Raw genomic sequence first — 18069 nt, 5'->3', positions numbered from 1 at the left:
TCACCGGACCTCCGTGAGCTCACCGGCGTCTCGCCAGCTGACGCGGGTGCGCAGGGCGGAGAGATACGCGTCCCTGATCCGCGTCATGGTGTCGCCCGCTCCGTAAGAGACGTGGTCGAGCTGCGCGACGGGAGTCAGCGGGGTGAGCGTCCCCGCCAGAGCGAGTGCAGCCGCGCCGTGTGCCTCGGCGAGGCTGATCGGCTGACGCCGGAACGGGATGCCGATCTCGTCAGCGACCTGCTCGAGCAGGTCGATCGTGACGGAGGGGAGACAGTCCTCGGAAGTCGGGGGTGTGATCAGGGCGCCGTCCTGCTCAAGGAGGACCGCGGACCCCGCGGCCTCGGCGACCCGGCCGCCCGAGTTCAGCAGCAGCGCTTCGTCGAAGCCTGCGCGCGCGGCCTGCCGGCGGACCAACCGGGTCAGGTGGTAGTTCGCGGTGGCCTTCACCGCGGGAGAGATCGTGTCACCTGGAGGGCGTCGGTAAGCAGACGTCTGGAGCCGTGCGCCCACGGCCTCGGCGAAGTACGTCGGCTGCGCGAATGCTGTGACCACGAGGCTCGTGCCTGACGCCTGCGTGCTCATCGGCGCGCCGATCAGCATGGGTCGGACGTACACCACGTCGGTACGGGTGCTGGTGAGCTCGGCGTCGGCCACCGTCTGGCACGCTCGCAGGACGTCGTGGGCGGTGAAGGTGTGGTCGAGGTCGATGACGCGCGCACTGCGGAGCAGCCGGCTGGTGTGCGCGTGGGCGGCGACGAGAGCAGCGGCCCCCTCGTCGCGAACGGCGATCAAGCCGTCGAAGACCGACAGCGCTCGCAGCACGGCATCGCTCATCACGGGAACTGTGGCGCGGTCCCAGGACGCGAGCGACGTGTCGATCCAGAGCGAGCCGTTCTGCTCGCGGGAAGCGGGTGATGTCATCAGTACTCCGATCCTCGGGGGAAGGCCCAGGACTCCACGAGGGCCGCGAGGACCCTCCGGGTGTCCGCGATCATGCGGTCGCGGGTGAACCGTTGCAGGACGAGGTCGCGACCGTTCTGCGCGATCGCCTGGGCGTCGTCGGGGTGGTCCATGAGGTGCTCGACCACGTCGACCCACGCGTCGACGTGAGTGGGGTCGACCCGGATGCCGTGCTGGACGCTGCGGATGACCTCGCGGAGCCCGGAGGTGTCGGCGACGACGACCGGGCGCGCGCACGCCATCGCCTCCAGCACGGCCAGACCCAGACCTTCGGCCAGGCTGGGTTGGATGACGAGGTCGCTCTCCCGGTAGACGGCAGGCATGTCGCGCAGTCCCAGGTCTTCGAGGAGATGGACGTGGGCGGCGATGTCCGCCCGGGCCACGTCCGCGCGGATCCGCTCGGCGTAGTCGACCGTGGAGGAGTGCGGCCGGCCGGCGAGCACGAGCTCGACGTCCCGGCCACGCTCATGCCGCAGGCGACGGACGACTTCGACGGCCAGGTGCTGCTGCTTGCGGGGGGCGATCCGCCCGCTGAGGGTGATGCGGAAGGCGCCGTCGGGAGAGCGGGACGGACCGGGCGCGAACATCTCGGTGTCCACGCCGTGGGGGATGTGGTGGACGCGCGTCGCTGGAGCACCGAAGCGGATGGCCTTCTGAGCGTAGAAGTCGCTGCCGGCGAGGTAGCCGTCGAGCTCGAGCCTGCGGTAGACGAGGCGGGCACGTCCCGGTCCCAGAGGGCCGCTCTCCGGTTCCTGCTCGTGGAACGCCCCGACGACCGGGACACCGTAGGTATCACCGATCATCCGTCCCAGAGCGGCAGTGTCGTTGCTGTTCGCGATGACCAGGTCCGGCAGGCTCGGGGCCACGACGGAGGCGACATCCTCGGTGAGCGCGAACGCCATCTGCTCCCAGGGCAGCTTGTTCCGGTCCGCGAGGGCTGAGGCGAAGGCGGTGAGACGCTCGACGCTGACGCCGTCCGCGGCGCCGCTCGGAGTGTCGGTGCGGGTGCCGTCGGTCACGACCGTGACCTCGTCACCCCGTGAGGCGAGACCCTCAGCCAGGACCCGGGCGTACGTCTCTGCGCCTCCCATGTGCGGGTGGTAGGCGGGCGCGAGGATCAGGATGCGCACGAGGCTTCCTCTCGTTGGGATGCTGTTCCGATGACGGCGTCGCAGACCAGCTGGCCGGGAGCGACGACGGCGCCGGGAAGGACGACCGAATCGCGGACGACCGCGCGGGCGCCGACCCGGGCGCCGGCTGCGACGTGGACGACGCCGCGGAGCTCCGCAGTCGGGTGCACCCATGCCGTCGGGTGGACGATCGTCGGGGCGGCATGCCGCAGAGCGACCCTGCGGTAGGTCGCGATGTCCCCGAGGTCGTCCCACTGCCCCGTCAACGAGTGGGTCAGCAGCGCCCCGGGCTCGTGGACGAGCTCGGGAATGAGATCGGCGCCGAAGTCGTAGACCGTCCCGCGGGGAATCCTTCCCAGCAGGGATGGCGCGACGACGTACGTGCCCGCGCTCACCCGGTGCGGACGACCTCGCGCCCACGCGGGCTTCTCGACGAAGTCGGTCGGCACGCCGTCCGGTCCCGTCGTGAACACCCCGAACCGGTGTCCGTCGAGCACCTCCGAGGTCGCGACCGTGAGCAGCGCTCCGGCGTCGAGGTGGGCGGCGACCATCGGCCCGAGCTCGTCGTCGAACGACAGATCACCCGACATGACGACGATGGCCTCGGCGCTCGCCAGGACGTCGTCGAACGCGTGCAACGCGCCCGCGGGACCGGTGAGAGCCGGTTCGCGTCGCGCGTCGACGGGGAGATCCTCGGCGGCCTCGAGGATCGCGGCGCTCATGCGTTCCGGTTGGTGGTAGAGGTTCGCACGCACTGACGCGACGCCGAGCCTGCGCGCCTTCGCGACGAGCTGCCCGACGATCGTGGACTGGCCGAGCGGCAGCGCGGGTTTCGGGGTGCTGCGGGTCAGGGGGTCGAGCCGCGATCCGACGCCGGCGGCCAGGATGAGCACCTCGATCATGCGGACCTCCGGAACAGCGTGTCGCGGCGCACCAGGGGTGTCAGGCTCCAGTCCTCGCGCGCCCACGGGGCGCGGTCGATCGGAATCGCCCCCGGAACCGGCGCACATCCGCCGCGGCGGACGCCAGCCAGAGTGGCCACGACGTCGTCGGCGACCACGGGTGCGGTGGTGAGCTTCCCGGGGTTCACGGCGACGATGCGGTCGTCGAGACTCCGGTGGACCGAGGCGCCGGGCACGCCGAGCGGGACGTCTCGGATGCTCTCGAGCTTCTCCGCGGGATAGATGCCCCACCGGGCGTCGGGATCCGACCAGACGGTGGGCAGGTAGCGGCGCAGGACCGGCTCGGTGGCGCGTCGCCACATCTCTGTCTCCAGCAGTCCGTGATCGGCGGCCGGACCCGAGGACAGGAATCCGGAGAGCAGGTAGGTGTCCCTCGCACCGCGCGAGCGGCGGACCGCGAACAGGCCGAGGGCGTGCTGCTCGGGGAAGGCGAAGGCAGCGGGAAGCGACGCGGACGTCTGCACGACGAGCATGTGAGCGGTCCTTCGGCCGAGGCCGACCGAGACGTGAGGGAAGGACGCGGTGCCCACGCCGGCGGCGATGACGACGTTGTCGGCATGCAGCACGTGCCGAGCGGCGGCGCCTGTGTCGATCTCCACGCCGAGCGGGCCGGTCGCCGAGCGCGTGACGCCCGTCGCCCTGCCGCGCACCGCCCGCACCGCTGTCCCCGCGACAACCCGTCGCAGGACCCGGCCAGGGCTCAGAGCAATCTCCCCGGTGTCGTAGGTGAGGAGCCCGGGGAAGTCGCCGGTAGCGCCGACGTAGTCGTCGATCCCGGCGCGCTGCCACCTACGTCGGGCACTCCGGGCCTCCCCGGCGCCGCTGAAGGCGACGACGTTGCCGCTCGAGATGAGCGGGACGTCGTGCTGCTCGGCCATCGTCCGCCATCGGTCGGCACCGGCGCGCAGGACGCTCGCCTGGTCCGCCGTGATGTCGTCGTAGATGTGGCCGTGGTGCAACCAGCCGTGGGCGTGCGCGGTCTGTCCACCGCCGAGAGCCTGCTGCTCGACGACGACCACGTCGATGTCCAGGCGCGCGAGGCCGACAGCCACCAGAAGGCCCGTGCAGCCGCCACCGATGACGACCACGGCGGGTCCGTCGTGGCCGCTCACCGCGAGCGGTCCACCGTGAGCGGCCATCCGGGCGCCTGGACCTGGGCGACAGCGGCGCCAGCGTCGTCGAGCACACGGATGGAGTGCTGGATCTCCGCGTGAGGCACCGAGACGATCCACTCGGGACCTGACTCGCCGACGAGGGTGAGCTCGGCCCACGAGGGCGCTGGCTGTCGGGCGAGCTCCTCGAGCGCACGGCTCCACGAGGGCGCGGGCATCCAGGCGTAACCTCCGGCGAGACCACGGGAGATGGTGAACGTCATCGCCTCGGCGGAGCGCAGACCGAGGAGCGCGAACAGGTCTCCGCACCGCACGAGCACGGCGTCTTGCGTGAGCCCTGACAGCACGACCCTGCGGCCGAACGGTCCGGACCAGATCAGGGCGCCGTCGTCGATCCCCAGCATCCCCGGGGCGAGGGTGAGCGGAGACCGGAGCACCCGGGTCACCGCTGCGCCACGACGCCGATCGGGCGCAGCGCGAGGTGGGGGTTGTCATCGAAGATCGCTCTGCGGCCTTCTTCGTCGACGCCGATGCGGGCGAGGTTGTCCAGCTGCTCTCGCCAGGGGACAGAGCCTGCCGCGACGATGCCGTCGCTTCGGTACCACAGGCCGTGGTCCTCCTGCTGGTGCAGGACCTCCCCGGCGAGCACGCTGACCGGCGTGTCGTCAGTGATCCCGATGAGGTTGCTCGGTGTGAGGTACTCAACGGTCTTCTTGCAGATCTCCAGGTCGACGTGGTCACCGTCGAAGTTCAGGAACGGCAGCACCTCCCCGGCACGGGCCGCCTCGAGCAGCGTGGCGGGTACCGGGCCCAGGAGCTCGTGAAGGTCCGTGGTGGACCAGTCGGCCTGGAGAGTCGGAGCGAGATCCGTATCTCGGTGAACACGCTGCTCGGCGGTCCGCCACGCGTGCCCGACGTACGCGGGCATGTCGTTGTAGAGGTGGTCGGTGAGGATCAAACCCTTGGCCTTGCCGAAGCGCTCGCGGATGAAGGCGATCACTTCCCGGGTGCGCCGCGCGCTGACGGTCGGGTCGTCGTGCTGGAAGTGACCGAGCGCAGCCCTGACGCCGTTGGCGTAGAGCAGCTCGATCACGCCGCCCAGCGTGAGGTCACCGAGGGGCTCGTCCAGCTCGCCACCGTCGGGCCCGATCACCACGTACCGCAGTCCGAGCGGCCCCAGCGCGGCGATCCGGCGCCACTCGTCGGCGGTCGGCATCCAGATACCGGCGCTGGGCACGCCGCCCGAGTTGCCGAGCAACGGACCCTCGATCGAGAACCCGAGGATGTGCGGGAAATCCTCGCGAGCAGCGTCGTACTGCCGCAGCACCTCTTCGAGCACGTCCAGGTACTCACGGGCCAGGAAGACCCCCGGCACCACCAGGACGTCCGACTCGGTGGCGTGGCGTTCCACTGCCGCGAGGTCGCCGGGAGCCATCGAGCTGTAGTCGATCTCCCCGATTCCGTGGGTGTGGATGAGCACGTTCATGTGAACCCCCTGCTCGTGACGAAACTTGCTGGTGGAAGGAACTAGCAGCGGACTTCCGAGACGCGCACGTGCTCCGGCGCCCGCCGAGCAGCGACGGAGTAGCAGATCGCGCCGAGTGCGAGCGAGGCGGAGGTCAGCGCCCACAACGCCTTGGGCTGCTCGTCGAGGAGTCCGAGAGTCGCCGGATACACCGCCATACCCACGGCCATCGACGTCTGGAACACGGAGATCGACACACCACGCACGGCGCGCAGGGGGATCTCCGCCATCAGGGCGTTCGTCGCCGGCATGTAGAGGATGTCGGCCGCCGCCAGGGCGAGACCCACGAGCACGACGAACGACCACGCGGCGAGGCCAGAGAGGGTCGGGAGCAAGGCGATCGCCACGAGCACGGCGACGAGCAGCGCACATGCCGCCACGATCAGACGCGCACGCGGGACGAAGCGCACCAGGCGCGAGGATGGGCTCTGCAGTGCGGCGACCACAGCGGCGTTGATGCCGAAGAGCACCGAGGCGACCGCAGGATTCATCCCCCAGGCGTCGACGAAGAAGACCGAGAGCGCGACGTTGGGCAGCACCATGATCGGAGCGAGGAAGAACTGACCCGCCGTGAGCGAGAGAAACCCGCGCTGGCGGACGAGACGCCCGATCCGGGTCGGAGACGATGGTTCGGGCTCGTCCGACGGCTCGTCAGCGACAGGCTCGGGCATCGGGATGCGGGCGTAGATCGTCGCCGCGACGACGGTCAGCACGATGTTCGCGATGACGAGCCAGCGGGCTCCGGTCGCAGCACCGACGGCCAGCACTGCCGCCGAGATCGCGGCGCCGACGCCCATCGCCGCCATCTTCGCCGACTCGAGCTTCGCGAACAGCTGCTCGTACGGGCGCCCCGCGGAGAGGTCGTGGATATACGAGGTCCAAGCGGCCCAGTAGATCCGGTCGCCGATCGCGACCAGGAGGAATGCGAGGAACACCAGGACGAAGTTGTCCGCCACCAAGTACAGGATGTATCCAGCGGCAGCGAGACCGTTGTTGAGAACCATCGCCAGACGCGAGTCGTAGCGGTCGCACAACCAGCCACCGAGCACCCCCAGCGGAAGCGCGGCGATTCCTGCCGCCGCCACCGCGAATCCGATCTCGGCCAGCGGTAGGTCGGTGAGGAGAGAGAAGTAAAGGACGGTCATGGACATGACGAGACCGGAGCCCAGAGCGTCGACGAATGCCGCACTGGACGCCGATGCGCGTTGTTGCCGCATCAAGCAAAGCCCCCCGAATTGCATGACAGAAGCGTCGGGTCAGCGGTGACCACGTGCGGTGATCTCCAGCGACCGTAAGCAACGTATCCGCGACCGTGGCGGTCATGGGAGCGATTCCAGTCACTCGTTCGGGTGATCCACGGCGCTCCTCGGTGCTCCCGGACCTCCCACCTCGTGCGTTGAGGCTCTCTGCGGGAGATGGCGTGGGGTCCGCGAAACTCGTGCTGGACGAAGGTCCCTGGACGATGCGCCGACACCCTGGTGTGGTGACTTGAAGGGTGGCCGCGCTGGCGTCCAGCAGGCACGGAGTCGTGCAACTCTCAGGGGGATGTCATGGTCCTGTTCGTCTACGTCGACAACTCCAATGTGTGGATCGAAGGCATGCGGATCAATGCCGTCCGCCGTGGCCTCGCGACTAGCCCGAAGGACGCGATGGAGAAGAAGATCGTCGACCACTCGTGGACGTACGACTTCGGTGCTCTCTACCGCGAGGTCTGCCCCGAGACGGAGATGATCGGCCGGTCGAGCTTGTTCGGGTCGCGGCCGCCGGCGAACGACAGTCTCTGGGAGATCGCCCGGGACGCAGGGTTCGAGGTCACCACCTTTGACCGGAACTTCCAGAACAAGGAGAAGGAGGTCGACGTCGCGATCGCGGTGCAGATCACCGCGGACTCCTACGAGTACATGAAGCCTGAGCGGGGAGACCGCGTCGTCCTTGTCTCCGGCGACCGTGACTACGCGCCCGTTGTGGAGGCGCTGGCCCGTAGGTCCATCCCGACGACCGTGGTCTTCTGGGAGCACGCCACCGCGGTACACCTGCGTGAGGTCGTCGACGAGTTCCGCCTGTTGGACGACGCGTTCGACGCGATCTCTCGCCAGCGCGACGAGTCCGGAGGGGTGGAACAACCCTGAGAGCTGGTCGCGCTCGGCGCGGACGGGCGACGCTCCCAGCGGGCATTGCGACGTAATCGCTGCTGCAGTTGGCCACGGGAACGGGGCTCGTCCTGTCACCGGTCGAGCCCCGAAACGCCTGCAAGGCACCTATTCTCCGGTGCATGCTGCACGACGCCTTCATCAGCCACGCTAGCGAAGACAAGGACACCTTCGTGCGCGCGTTGGCTGAACGGCTCCGCGACGCGCACATCGACGTCTGGTACGACGAAACCAGTCTGCACGTCGTGGACAGCCTGCGCCGGTCGATCGACGCCGGACTCGCGCGGTCCCGGTTCGGGATCGTCGTCCTGAGTAAGGACTTCTTTCGCAAGCAGTGGTCGCAGTGGGAGCTCGACGGACTGGTCGCCCGACAGATGGCCGGAGGCCACACGGTCATCCTGCCGATCTGGCTCGGACTGACACGCGACGACGTGCTGCAGTACTCACCGCCTCTCGCTGACACGTTCGCGCTGAACGCCGACGCCGGCCTGGACGAGGTCGTCCGCCGACTCGGCGAGGTGATCCGCCCACAAGGATCGACGCTCGTGGTCGCCCGCGACTTCCTCATCGACAAGGGGTTCGAGCCCCCGGTCGTGACCGACGACTGGTGGCTGGACGTCGCCGCCGCAGCCGAGTCGAACGACATGGAAGACACCTGGCAGTCGCCGATGGGCTGGGGCAGGTGGGGCTTCCCGTTGCCAGAGTTCTCGCGCGACCCCGCCCAGCGCGGCGTGCGGCTGGGATGGGCGGCCCTCCAGCAGCAGTGGCAACGGGCCGCGGACGAACGCCCGGTCACACAGATAACACCACCTGAGCAGGTGCTCGACTTCATCGACTCCGAGACCGGGCTCGCGGAGATGTGCGCGGCGCACCCTCACTACCTGACGGCGTACGCGCCCCAGCTGCTCATCCCCGGGAACGCGGGGCCGTTCGAGTCCGCCATCGACGACATGTACCTCCGGTCGCTCGACTGGCACGAGAGCCAGGCGATCGACGGGTCGTCGTTCGGAACCGGCACCACCCGGGACCGCCGCAACCCCCGATGCTCCGTCGAGCTTGCCCTGCGTGACCCTGAGTTCGGCGGCTACGAACCCGAGCACGTCGCATGTGCCTTCGTTCAGGGCGACGCGGTCGCCAGCGGCCCACCGGTCAAGCACTACGGAACGATCGACTACCTGGCCTGGCTGCTGTCCACCGAGAGCCTGTGGCTCGGAACTCGCGTACGGGACTTCCTCACCGTGGGGATGGCCCGGTGGGGCGTGTGGACCTGGGACGGCGACGACTACTCAGCGGAACGCTTCGGCTACGAATCCGACCGGCGCATCGCGGGGAGGTTCGGGGAAGCGATGCAGGACGCGCAGTCAGTCGACACGTTGAAGATCACCACACGTGCCCGCGAGGACCTGCTGCGCAGGCTCGACTTCAGCGTGCGGCTCCTCGGCCTGCCCGAAAACGCAAACGAGCTGGCCGCACATGTGACCGACCCGAGGTTCCTCGAGCACCTATTCGATCAGCGCTTGAAGCGCGCCCACCGCCGCAGCGAAGACTGATTGCTGGCCCTAGTGGCGGCGCATCCCGTTCGTCAGTGTCAGTGGTAGTCGGCATCCTCACCTGCGTCGCTCACATCGCGAGGCTCGGAGGCGCAGGTCGGATGGACACGTGGGTCGGATTGGTGCTCGTACCGCTGCTCGTCGCGGGCATCGGGTGGGTCGGTGTCGAGTTCAACGGTGGGGCCGAAGGCCGCCAGCAGCGCAAGGTCTTGAACTACCTGCAGATCGCCGACCGTCTCGGCGACACCCCCGAGGGCCGTGCCGCACGGGGAGTGGCCGAATCGGAGACCGTGCAGCTGTTGGAGGAGCGCGGCACGAAGGCTCAGTTCGTGTTCGCGATCCTGGGGTTCTTGTTCTGCGCCGCGGTCGCGGTTTTCTGCGTGATCGTCGTGGTTGCAGTGGCTGTCACCGACTCGGCCGCTGACGTGTGGCGTCCTGCACTCGCGGGGGGAAGCCTCGCCGCGATGTACGTGTTCGCCGCGTACCAGTGCTGGGTCAACGTCAAGCGTGTGCAAGCCCGACGCCGTGAGCAGAGTCCGTCAAGCTTCGTGCTTGCGGCTGATACCAGCGTGCTCGCGAGGCCGGCTTCGGGTTGAGGACCTCCGCTGTAAGCCGGGGTTCGGTTCGCTGCCCGCTCGGTCATGAGGCGCATGACGAGCGGGTGCTGGCCAAGCGTGTACGACGTGATCTCGCAGCAGGACTCCCAGGAGGCCGGGCGGATCATCAACTCCTCCCTCCTGCGGTACTGCTCGACCGCCGGCGCGCTCAACGGCCAGGAGCACCTGCTCGGCTGACGAACTTCGTCGGGCCGGAACGTTCGCGCTCGCCTCCCGGGTGCCGCAGGCGTCGGCGGCTCAGCCACCCGGAGTCGGCGGGAGGGACCTTCGGCCTAACCTCGCCGTGGGCGGGTGCCGATGGAATGGAGACGGGCCGGCAGGGGGCCGTCCCACGAAGCCATGGAGGCGTTCGTGACCACGTCGCTCATCCCGGGATCGCGCCTGATGCTGATCCAGCGGTCGTCGCGGGACACCACCGCCACCGCCGCGCAGGTCACCACCCTGAGCGCTCTCCCGAGCATCGCGCCCACGCAGTACGGCGCGGTCGCGCGCCTCGGTCGAGACCATCCGTCGACGATCCGGCACTGGCTGGCGGCTGGGGGCGCCACCGCGCTGAAGATCGCCGACCCCGAGTCCTGGACCCGCGCCGAGGAGCTCGACGAGACGTCGAGCACCCACCTGGCCCACTACCCGCACCTGTGCCTACCGCGCGGGGCGACCGGCTCGCCGGAGGAGCGGGCGTGGCTCGACGCCGTGCATGCTGCACAGACGAGCGCGGGTGCGAACGTCATCCTCACCCCGGGCCTGTGGGTCGCGCCGAACGGCACCGTGCAGCGGGAGCTGTCGCTCGTGAACGAGGTCGCGGCACGTGCGGCCGGCGCGCCGGTGTGGCTGAACGTGGCGGTGCACCACTCGCACGTGATCGACCCGGTCGCTCGCAAGGTCCTCCTCAGCGACCTGCTGGGTGCCGGCATCGGCGAGGACGGGCGGCCCGAGGCGGTGTACGTGCGCGCCCAGCTCCCCGGTTACGACCCGTCGTACACCGAACCGCGCCGCAAGCTGTTCCCCGAGGGGCTGGTCGACCTCGTCGGCACGCTCGCCGACGCCGGAGTGCCCGTGGTGCTGCCGAACACCGGTCTGACGGGCTGGCTGATGCTCGGGTTCGGTGCCCGGGGGTTCGGCGGCGGCGTCGGCTGGGCTCAGCGCGTCTGGCTGCAGCCCGGAGGCGGCAGGCCGGGACCCGGCCGGTACTTCCACCCCGACCTGCTGCACTCGACGACCGCCGTGACGTACCTGGCGCTGCAGCGGCGGCTGCCGTCCGCGGCGCGCTGCCGGTGCCGGTGGTGCCGGGCGCTGTGGACCGCCGGCCGGACGACGATGCCGTCATTCTGGGACTACGAGCTGGGCGGGCAGCACTACCTGCAGCATCTGGCGCAGCTGACGGCTGCCCTTCCCATGGTGGACCCCAAGGCTCACATGCTCGGTCTGGTGACCGCCGCCTCGGCGAGGGCCGCGACGATCAAGGCGCTCACGCCGAACCCGCTGGCGGGCGTGATGCCCACCCACCTCACAATCTGGGATCGGCTCCTGCGCTGACGAGCATCCGACCGAACACCTCACGAACCGGGCCGCTGTGCGCGCCGCTCGCCCGCATGTGCGCGAGCTGCTCGGCCAGTGCCACCCGGGCGAGCGGGTCGAGGTCAGGCTGAGGCGACGGCGCCTGCCAGCTCGTGACCGTCCCGTCGGGCCGCACCTGCGCGACGCCGATGCCTGACCCTGCAGTGCGTGCCGCCGTGCGCTCGGCCGACCCGTCGGGACCGAGGGCCAGGGCAACGCACTCCGCGGCGGCGGAGTAACGGCCCGCCTGCGCCAGGCCCCGGCTCGCGTCGGTCTGCTTGATCTCGACCGCGACGACGGCGTGCACCGGTGAGACCAGCGGTGCACGTAGCCGCCAGCGGCCGTCGTCGATCGTGATCCACCCGCGGGCAGCGAGCTCGGGGCCGATGACCTTACGCATCCGCGCCTGCGACACCATGCTCAACCCCGCCAGCCGGGAGATGTCCCCGACGCCACCCTCCGATGCCAGCAACCGTAGCGTCGACAGCAGCCGACGCTCCGGTACCGCGACCAGGCCCAGCTCGTCGCGGCGGTCGAGCTCGTCCGCGTCGAACCTGGTGTGGACGACGTCGATCACGCCGTACTCGCACGGGACCTCGAGGAACGTCGCCGTCAGCCCGGTGTCGCCGTCCGGCAGGAACGCCGCACGCGCGTTCATCACGGGCGCGATGAGGTCGGCTTCGCCGCCGCGGACGACGCGGAGCTGACGATCCTGACCCGTGGACACGAGAGCGACGGTACCGGCACGTCCCGATCGTCGGCGCCAGAGGGGGCGCACCGGGGGCATTCGTTCAGGTCCGGACGCGTGGATCGTGGACATCCTGCGTAGAAGCGCTGAGCACGTGGGCACGTCCAAGGCTGGTCGGGGTGAGCGGCACCAGCCCCGGAACCACGGCCTCTCCGGTTCGGTCCCGGCGCGGCGACGGCCGCCCTAGGCTCGAACGGTGTTCACACCGTTGCATCGCGAGCTCGGCCTCGGTCCTACGGAGTCGCTGACGTTCGACATGCTCGAGCAGGCCGTCGCCGAGGGCGTCCTCGAGCACGAGGACCTCGACTGGAAGGCCGGGTTCTCCGACAAGCCGGGCTGGCCCGACGAGTTCGGCAAGGACATCGCCGCGATGGCGAACGGCATCGGCGGGATGATCGTGCTCGGGGTTCGCGAAGTCAGGGCGACCTCGGCGGCGCGCGAGCTGAACGACATCGGCGCGATCGACCAGGTGCAGGAGAAGAAGCTCCGCCGAATCGCGTTCACGACCATCCGTCCGGCAGTCACGAACTTGGCGTTCGACCGCCCGGAGTCCCCGGACGGCAGCATGCATGCCTTGGTGGTTCGAGTTCCGGCGAGCGTCGACGCGCCGCATCTCGTCATGCGGCACCAGGACGCGTTCGGCGTGCCGATGCGGGTCGGTAGGGACACCGAATGGATGCAGGAGTGGCAGATCGAACGTGCCTACCGCGCCCGGTTCCGTGGGCAGGAGGCGAGGACGGCGCTGCTCGACACGATGTGGTCGCAGGAGGCCGAGGCGGTCCGTTTGCGCCAGCAGGCGACCGAGAGCGAGGTCTGGATGGTGATGACGGCGATGCCGGTCGACCCGACGCCGGCCGGTGTCGGGCAGGTCGTCGCCGAAGCAGCGGCTGACGTCCTGTTCGCCGGGTACCGCCTGGGTGAGCGCATCATCGCGGGCAGCAACGGCAGCGTGATCCGGCGGTTCCCCGTGCGGCCGGGACGTCGCAGGTGGCAGACGTTCGATGCGGACGGCTGGAGCTCGGGGAGTACCGCGCTGTCGGGCACGACGGCTCGGTGGTCTACGCCCAGCGTGTCGGCACGTGGAGCGACTACGACGTCGAGGGGTCGCTGACGGTCATGACGCGCGAGGATCTCGAACGTGCCGTCGCTGAGGCGTTAGGGACGGTGGCCGCCTCCGGTCGGCGGCTGAGCGACCCCACCCGGTTCCGGGTGAAGACCGGCCTCGTATGGTGGCCGACGAGCACCCCCCTCATCATGGCCCGGGAGGACCCCATGGGGAAGGTTCGGCTGAACCGGCCACTCATCCGGGTGTTCGAGGTGCATCCGGAGGTCACGGAAGTCGACGCCGCCGGCACGGACACGGACTTGCGCGCGTCGATGCGGGACATCGTCGTGCTTCTGTTGTCCCAGGGAGGTCTCGAGGGCGTCACGTTCCTCGACCGGAAGGACTGACCGATCCCGTCGCAGGCGCAATGAGCCGCGTCACCGAACCCGCAGGCGCAAGGGCAGTTCCACCCGTAGACCGTCCCGACACCGACGCCGACGCCGACGTCGACGTCGACGCTACAGCTCGGCCAGCGGTCGATGGAGGTGGGCGTCGATGAACGCGCTGACAGCGGCGAGCATGTCGACCTCCGGGCGCAGGAGCCACTGGACCTGTCGGCCATCGAGCACGGCGACGAGGGGGCGGGCGAACGTGAGGGGGGCCGTGTCGGATCGCAGGAGACCCTCGGCCGGCGAGTCACCCGCTCCCCAGTGAGGCGGGCCAGTGGCGGTCGGCGCACCCCGTTGATCTGAGCGTGCATCTGCGCGATCCAGCTGCGCGGGTCGGCTACTTCCGGTGATCGGCGGTGTCGCGACCGGCGTCGTCCTCGGCGAGGTCACGTCGGCGGAGCACAGCGCTGTAGCCGCCGATGATGTCCTGCTTGTACGCCAGCTCGACCATCGCGAGGATCTCGATCCCGGGCCAGCGGTTCCCGTCCGCCACATGGCGCAGCGTCCCGGCCGGGACGCCCGACCTCGCGGAGACCGTCTTCAGACCGTCGCCCAAGGAGCCGCCGACCCGGTCCGCCTCGGCGCGGAGGAACGCCGCGAGCTCGGCGACGTACAGCACGGCCTCGGGCGCACCGGGTTCCGGTGAGCCCGAAGGCCATGCGCCCTTGGCGAAGTGCGCGTTCGGCGCGCGCCGCTTGGCAGCCGCGCTCCCTGATGCCTGGTCCACACCCTCGACGCTACTCATCAGCCCCTCCAAGCGGTGTCAAGCTTGTACCCAATCCGTAAACTCGCAGGTAAGGCATCTGAAGATCGAGTCCGCAGCGATCCCAGCTGAACTCACGGTCGTAGGGTGATGCACTGGCTCTACCTGTACGTCTATACACAAAGGTACGCCCGCCTGGTGATCTGTGCGAGAGTCGCTCGTGCCCACCTGGCGGTGCAGGGTTGCCAAACGGGAACAGGTGGAGCAGGCTGGTTGACTCTCGCGTGGGCGTCCGGTCACCACCGCCGCCCAGGTTCGCCAAGCTCGACTCGCGACCCCGTCGGACCGACGAGGCCACACCGAACCGCATGCCACCCGTCCCGGGTGGTGAGTCCACCATCGGTTGGGACTGCGATGTCCGCAGCATCCACGTTCACGGGACCGGGCGGCTTCCCGCTCCCCGGGATCATGCCCCCGCGCCTGGGGCGAACCGGGCCCAACGTCGTCGCCCGGCACCTGGCTGAGCGTGTGCGTGTCGCCACCACCGGTCGGGACAACATCATCGTCTGGCGCACCCGAGACAACCGGCTCCGACGTGCCGAGATCGGACCGCGCTGCTGGGGCCTCGGGATGGAGCGGAGCTACCCGATCCGCCTCGAGTACCGGTGGCCCAAGCGTCACGCGTACTCCAACGAGAGGTGGTTCTCCCACACAGGTGAGTCCCTGCACTGCGAGTCGATGAACGAGCGCCTGGCGCTCATGCAGATCGAGTACTTCTTCAACGGTCCGGGGATGCCGCGCGTCACCGCTGCGGCGGCGCAGCCGATGCTCATGCTGAGCGAAGGCCGCGACCGCTACCCGGACTTCCTGCTCGCTCTGAGTGATGGGCGCCGCCTGGTGATCGATGCCAAGCCCCGCGACAAGATGTCCGATGAGGTCGTGGCCAATCTCGCGGTGACGCGGGAGGTGTGCGGGACAGTCGGCTGGGAGTACGCCGTGGTGCACGAGCCCCTCGTCAAGGTTACGGAGTACAACCTCGAGACGCTGTCGTCGCGCCGGCAGCAGCGCTACGCTCCGTGGCCGGAGCTGCGTCAGGCTGTTCGCGACCAGTGCGCGCTGCCGCGGCCCCTCGGTGACGTCGTCGACGCGATCTCGCCGATCGCGCGTGGCCTGGTGATCTCCTACGTCCACCACATGATGTGGCACCGTGAGATCGACCTTCTTACGCTGCAGGAGCCGTTGGGCTGGGACTCGCTCGTGGTCGCGACGCCGCGCGAGGTGCGGTGATGGACCGCACCTTGGTCCGGGGGCAGCTGCTGAGCCTCGATGACGGTGACTACGAGGTCGTGCGTCCGGTTGGTGCCGCGGTCCTGCTGCGCAGCCTCGATGGCCTTGCAGACCTGCTTCTGCCGCTCGAAGACGTGCCGGTGGCTATCAGTGCGCCGCTCATGATGCGGGACCCTCGGTTCGATCGACGGCTGTCGGCCCGGCTCGGGCCGGCGGAGCGAATGCTCGTCGAGTCCAAGCAGCACGCCGTCGAAGTGGTCCTGGGGATCGTCCCCCCGGACGATGAGCGCCTTCGCGTGAGCCCGGAACCCAGCCTCACCGCACTCATGGACAGCCAGATCAACGTTCGGAGGAAGGCGCAGCTGCCGGCCTCCGCCAACTCGTTGCGCAACTGGAAGAAGCGGTACCTGACGGGTGGAGCGCTTGCTCTGCGGGATATGCGGTCGGTCCGGCAGAAGAGGCCGTTCGGCTACACGGACGAGCGAATTCTGTCCATCATCGACGAGGTGATCGAGGAGTATTCAAGCCGGTCCGATGTCTCGGTCAAGCTGCGGATCAGGAAGGTCAGGGAGCGGGCGATCGCCCGCCATGCCGATGACGAGAAGCCGCTCACGATCCCGAGCGATCGGACGCTTCGCCGGCGCTACGGGGAGCGGGAGGAGTACGCGAAGACGCACGGGACCGCTCGCCAACGGCAAGCCCAGTCGCTCGTCCCCGACCGCATGTTCAACCGGCGCCCTGTGTTGTTCCCAGGGCAGGAGATGCAGGCCGACACGTCGTCGATCGACCTCCTGCACGTCGACCAGAAGGGGCGGGTGAAGCGCGGCAAGGTGGCTTTCCTCGTAGACGTCGCTACGCGGTTGCGTCCAGGGATGGTCGTGACGGAGGGCGCGCCCACCGGCAAGGACCACGCCTTCATGTTGGTCGCAGGATGACGTCCACCCGACCGGCGCCGCGTCCCGGGGCCTGATCCGGTGCTCGTCGTCCTCGTGCTCGTCGGGCTGGCCGTGGCTGTCGCGTCCCGGCGGCTTGCGTGGGTGCGGGACCGCCTGCCGGTCGCCGCGACGACGATCCTCGCGTGGACCGCTGCGGGCGTCGTGGGCCTCGTCCTCGCGCCCGTCGCCGACGGCGCGCCCCGGGTCGTCCTCGCCGGCGGCGTCGCGGCCGTCGCCGGTGCGGGGGCGATCGCGGCCGGCGGCTGGGTCGCCGGCGCGGTGCGGCCCCGGCTCGAGCAGCGGCGCGCGCAGCGTGCGGGGACGCCGACGGTGCCCGAGCGGGCCGTCGCGTTCGCTGACCGGCACCCGGTCGCGATCGGCGGCCGGGACCTGGCGTCGATCGCGGTGCGGTCCGTGGTCCGGGCCGGCGAGGTGCGGGTCACCGGGCTTGCGGCCGAGATGACGTACTACGCGCTGATCTCGCTGGTGCCGCTCGCGACGGCACTGGGTGCCAGCCTCGGGTACCTGCGCCCGCTGCTCGGCGACGCGCAGGTCGACGAGCTCCGCGCCACCGTGATCGACGGGCTGGCGGCGGTGTTCGCGCAACAGGTCGCGACCGACGTGCTCGCGCCGCTGGTCGACGGGCTGCTCGACGAGGAACGCGGCGGGTTCGCGGTCGGTGCCCTGCTCGTGACCCTGTTCCTGGCCAGCCGGGTGTTCCGTGCCGCGGTGCGGGCGCTCGACGACGCCTACCGGGCGGGTTCCCGGCGCAACGTCGTGACGCAGTTCCTGCTCGGCTTCGCGTTCACGATCGGTGCGCTCGTCACCCTCGTCACCGTGCTGCTGCTGGTCGTGGTGGGCCCGCTGTTGGGCGGGGGCGACGCGATCGCGGACCGGCTCGGGCTCGGCGACGCGTTCCGCGCGGCGTGGTCGGTGCTGCGCTGGCCGGTGGTGCTGGGGGTGCTCATCGGGTTCCTGACGCTGCTGCACCGGTACGCGCCGAACGTCTCGACCACCTGGCGACGCTGCCTTCCCGGGTCGGTGCTCGGGGCGGTGGGCGTGGTGCTCGTGTCGACGGGCTTCATGGTCTACGTCGACGCGGCGGTCCCGGACACGCCGGGCGCGGACGCCGGGAGCGCGGCGGTGGTGCAGGCCGGGGCGCAGATGCTCGGCCTGGTGCTCGCGGCCGCCCTGTGGATCTGGCTGTCCAGCATCGTCGTGCTGCTCGGCGGGGTGCTGCACGCGGAGCTGCGGGCGGACCGCGAGGGCGAGAACGGCTGAATTCCGTGACGCCGGCGTGACGTATTCGGCCCGCCTGTCGAATGTCGAGAGATGGTGC

18 protein-coding genes are annotated in these 18069 nt (G+C 69.8%); 9 read left to right on the top strand and 9 right to left on the bottom strand.

From position 1 onward, the window contains the following. The 7 genes from AC1VL8_RS03715 to AC1VL8_RS03685 are packed head-to-tail and all read right to left on the bottom strand — an operon-like array spanning window position 1 to window position 6906. The gene (locus AC1VL8_RS03715) at window positions 1-921 is read right to left on the bottom strand and encodes an aminotransferase class IV (protein WP_483074193.1); all 921 of its coding nucleotides are present in this window, start codon (window positions 919-921) and stop codon (window positions 1-3) included. Then, window positions 921-2090 (bottom strand): glycosyltransferase family 4 protein, encoded by a 1170-nt coding sequence (locus tag AC1VL8_RS03710; protein WP_483074192.1) that lies wholly within the window; start codon window positions 2088-2090, stop codon window positions 921-923. The genes AC1VL8_RS03715 and AC1VL8_RS03710 overlap by 1 nt, the downstream gene beginning before the upstream one ends. After that, window positions 2078-2992, bottom strand: coding sequence for a nucleotidyltransferase family protein (locus AC1VL8_RS03705; protein WP_483074191.1), 915 nt, complete (start codon window positions 2990-2992; stop codon window positions 2078-2080). Before AC1VL8_RS03705 ends, AC1VL8_RS03710 begins: the two co-directional genes overlap by 13 nt. Further along, window positions 2989-4164, bottom strand: a complete 1176-nt coding sequence (locus AC1VL8_RS03700) for an NAD(P)/FAD-dependent oxidoreductase (protein ID WP_483074190.1) — start codon at window positions 4162-4164, stop codon at window positions 2989-2991. The genes AC1VL8_RS03705 and AC1VL8_RS03700 overlap by 4 nt, the downstream gene beginning before the upstream one ends. Then, a complete protein-coding gene (locus AC1VL8_RS03695) occupies window positions 4161-4601 on the bottom strand; it encodes a hypothetical protein (RefSeq protein WP_483074189.1) in 441 nt (146 codons plus the stop codon). Before AC1VL8_RS03695 ends, AC1VL8_RS03700 begins: the two co-directional genes overlap by 4 nt. Window positions 4602-4606: 5 nt before the next feature. Continuing rightward, window positions 4607-5650 carry an amidohydrolase family protein gene (locus AC1VL8_RS03690; RefSeq protein ID WP_483074188.1) on the bottom strand — a complete coding sequence of 348 codons (1044 nt, stop codon included), beginning with the start codon at window positions 5648-5650 and terminating at the stop codon, window positions 4607-4609. 41 nt (window positions 5651-5691) lie between these two features. Further along, window positions 5692-6906 carry an MFS transporter gene (locus AC1VL8_RS03685; RefSeq protein ID WP_483076180.1) on the bottom strand — a complete coding sequence of 405 codons (1215 nt, stop codon included), beginning with the start codon at window positions 6904-6906 and terminating at the stop codon, window positions 5692-5694. A 333-nt stretch (window positions 6907-7239) separates the two neighbouring features. Between AC1VL8_RS03685 and AC1VL8_RS03680 the strand changes: the two genes are divergently transcribed. The 4 genes from AC1VL8_RS03680 (at window position 7240) to AC1VL8_RS03665 (ending at window position 11542) form a co-directional block, all read left to right on the top strand. Next, window positions 7240-7818 (top strand): NYN domain-containing protein, encoded by a 579-nt coding sequence (locus AC1VL8_RS03680; RefSeq protein WP_483074187.1) that lies wholly within the window; start codon window positions 7240-7242, stop codon window positions 7816-7818. A 143-nt stretch (window positions 7819-7961) separates the two neighbouring features. Beyond that, window positions 7962-9389 (top strand): toll/interleukin-1 receptor domain-containing protein, encoded by a 1428-nt coding sequence (locus tag AC1VL8_RS03675; protein ID WP_483074186.1) that lies wholly within the window; start codon window positions 7962-7964, stop codon window positions 9387-9389. A 101-nt stretch (window positions 9390-9490) separates the two neighbouring features. Beyond that, the gene (locus AC1VL8_RS03670; protein ID WP_483074185.1) at window positions 9491-9985 is read left to right on the top strand and encodes a hypothetical protein; all 495 of its coding nucleotides are present in this window, start codon (window positions 9491-9493) and stop codon (window positions 9983-9985) included. Window positions 9986-10357: 372 nt separating this feature from the next. Next, window positions 10358-11542, top strand: a complete 1185-nt coding sequence (locus AC1VL8_RS03665; protein WP_483074184.1) for a hypothetical protein — start codon at window positions 10358-10360, stop codon at window positions 11540-11542. Here the strand turns inward: AC1VL8_RS03665 and AC1VL8_RS03660 are convergent. After that, entirely contained in the window at window positions 11514-12290 is a 777-nt protein-coding gene (locus AC1VL8_RS03660; RefSeq protein ID WP_483074183.1) for a hypothetical protein, read from the bottom strand. The two genes, AC1VL8_RS03665 and AC1VL8_RS03660, sit on opposite strands and share 29 nt — an antisense overlap. A 277-nt stretch (window positions 12291-12567) precedes the next feature. On the opposite strand from AC1VL8_RS03660, the gene AC1VL8_RS03655 reads away from it, so the two are divergent. Beyond that, window positions 12568-13422, top strand: coding sequence for an AlbA family DNA-binding domain-containing protein (locus AC1VL8_RS03655; protein WP_483074182.1), 855 nt, complete (start codon window positions 12568-12570; stop codon window positions 13420-13422). After that, entirely contained in the window at window positions 13365-13763 is a 399-nt protein-coding gene (locus tag AC1VL8_RS03650) for a hypothetical protein (protein WP_483074181.1), read from the top strand. Before AC1VL8_RS03655 ends, AC1VL8_RS03650 begins: the two co-directional genes overlap by 58 nt. Window positions 13764-14142: 379 nt before the next feature. Here the strand turns inward: AC1VL8_RS03650 and AC1VL8_RS03645 are convergent, their stop codons facing one another. Then, window positions 14143-14562, bottom strand: coding sequence for a hypothetical protein (locus AC1VL8_RS03645; protein ID WP_483074180.1), 420 nt, complete (start codon window positions 14560-14562; stop codon window positions 14143-14145). A 360-nt stretch (window positions 14563-14922) separates the two neighbouring features. On the opposite strand from AC1VL8_RS03645, the gene AC1VL8_RS03640 reads away from it, so the two are divergent. The 3 genes from AC1VL8_RS03640 to AC1VL8_RS03630 are packed head-to-tail and all read left to right on the top strand — an operon-like array spanning window position 14923 to window position 18011. Next, window positions 14923-15795: a hypothetical protein gene (locus tag AC1VL8_RS03640; RefSeq protein ID WP_483074179.1), complete on the top strand. Its 873-nt coding sequence runs from the start codon at window positions 14923-14925 to the stop codon at window positions 15793-15795. Further along, window positions 15795-16730 (top strand): hypothetical protein, encoded by a 936-nt coding sequence (locus AC1VL8_RS03635; protein ID WP_483074178.1) that lies wholly within the window; start codon window positions 15795-15797, stop codon window positions 16728-16730. Before AC1VL8_RS03640 ends, AC1VL8_RS03635 begins: the two co-directional genes overlap by 1 nt. A 39-nt stretch (window positions 16731-16769) precedes the next feature. Continuing rightward, window positions 16770-18011, top strand: coding sequence for a YihY/virulence factor BrkB family protein (locus tag AC1VL8_RS03630; protein ID WP_483074177.1), 1242 nt, complete (start codon window positions 16770-16772; stop codon window positions 18009-18011). Window positions 18012-18069 lie beyond the last annotated feature (58 nt).

The organism is Cellulomonas sp. KU4C, from assembly GCF_056868065.1.
Note: the sequence above shows the minus strand (reverse complement) of the source record. Positions and strands in the feature narration are given on the sequence as shown.

Excerpts from the sequence above, each read along its gene's own strand:
- AC1VL8_RS03670 (WP_483074185.1), top strand. The coding sequence starts at position 9,491 with ATGGACACGTGGGTCGGATTGGTGCTCGTACCGCTGCTCGTCGCGGGC.
- AC1VL8_RS03715 (WP_483074193.1), bottom strand. The coding sequence starts at position 921 with ATGACATCACCCGCTTCCCGCGAGCAGAACGGCTCGCTCTGGATCGAC.
- AC1VL8_RS03690 (WP_483074188.1), bottom strand. The coding sequence starts at position 5,650 with ATGAACGTGCTCATCCACACCCACGGAATCGGGGAGATCGACTACAGC.
- AC1VL8_RS03705 (WP_483074191.1), bottom strand. The coding sequence starts at position 2,992 with ATGATCGAGGTGCTCATCCTGGCCGCCGGCGTCGGATCGCGGCTCGAC.
- AC1VL8_RS03640 (WP_483074179.1), top strand. The coding sequence starts at position 14,923 with ATGTCCGCAGCATCCACGTTCACGGGACCGGGCGGCTTCCCGCTCCCC.
- AC1VL8_RS03675 (WP_483074186.1), top strand. The coding sequence starts at position 7,962 with ATGCTGCACGACGCCTTCATCAGCCACGCTAGCGAAGACAAGGACACC.
- AC1VL8_RS03685 (WP_483076180.1), bottom strand. The coding sequence starts at position 6,906 with ATGCGGCAACAACGCGCATCGGCGTCCAGTGCGGCATTCGTCGACGCT.
- AC1VL8_RS03680 (WP_483074187.1), top strand. The coding sequence starts at position 7,240 with ATGGTCCTGTTCGTCTACGTCGACAACTCCAATGTGTGGATCGAAGGC.
- AC1VL8_RS03635 (WP_483074178.1), top strand. The coding sequence starts at position 15,795 with ATGGACCGCACCTTGGTCCGGGGGCAGCTGCTGAGCCTCGATGACGGT.
- AC1VL8_RS03655 (WP_483074182.1), top strand. The coding sequence starts at position 12,568 with ATGCTCGAGCAGGCCGTCGCCGAGGGCGTCCTCGAGCACGAGGACCTC.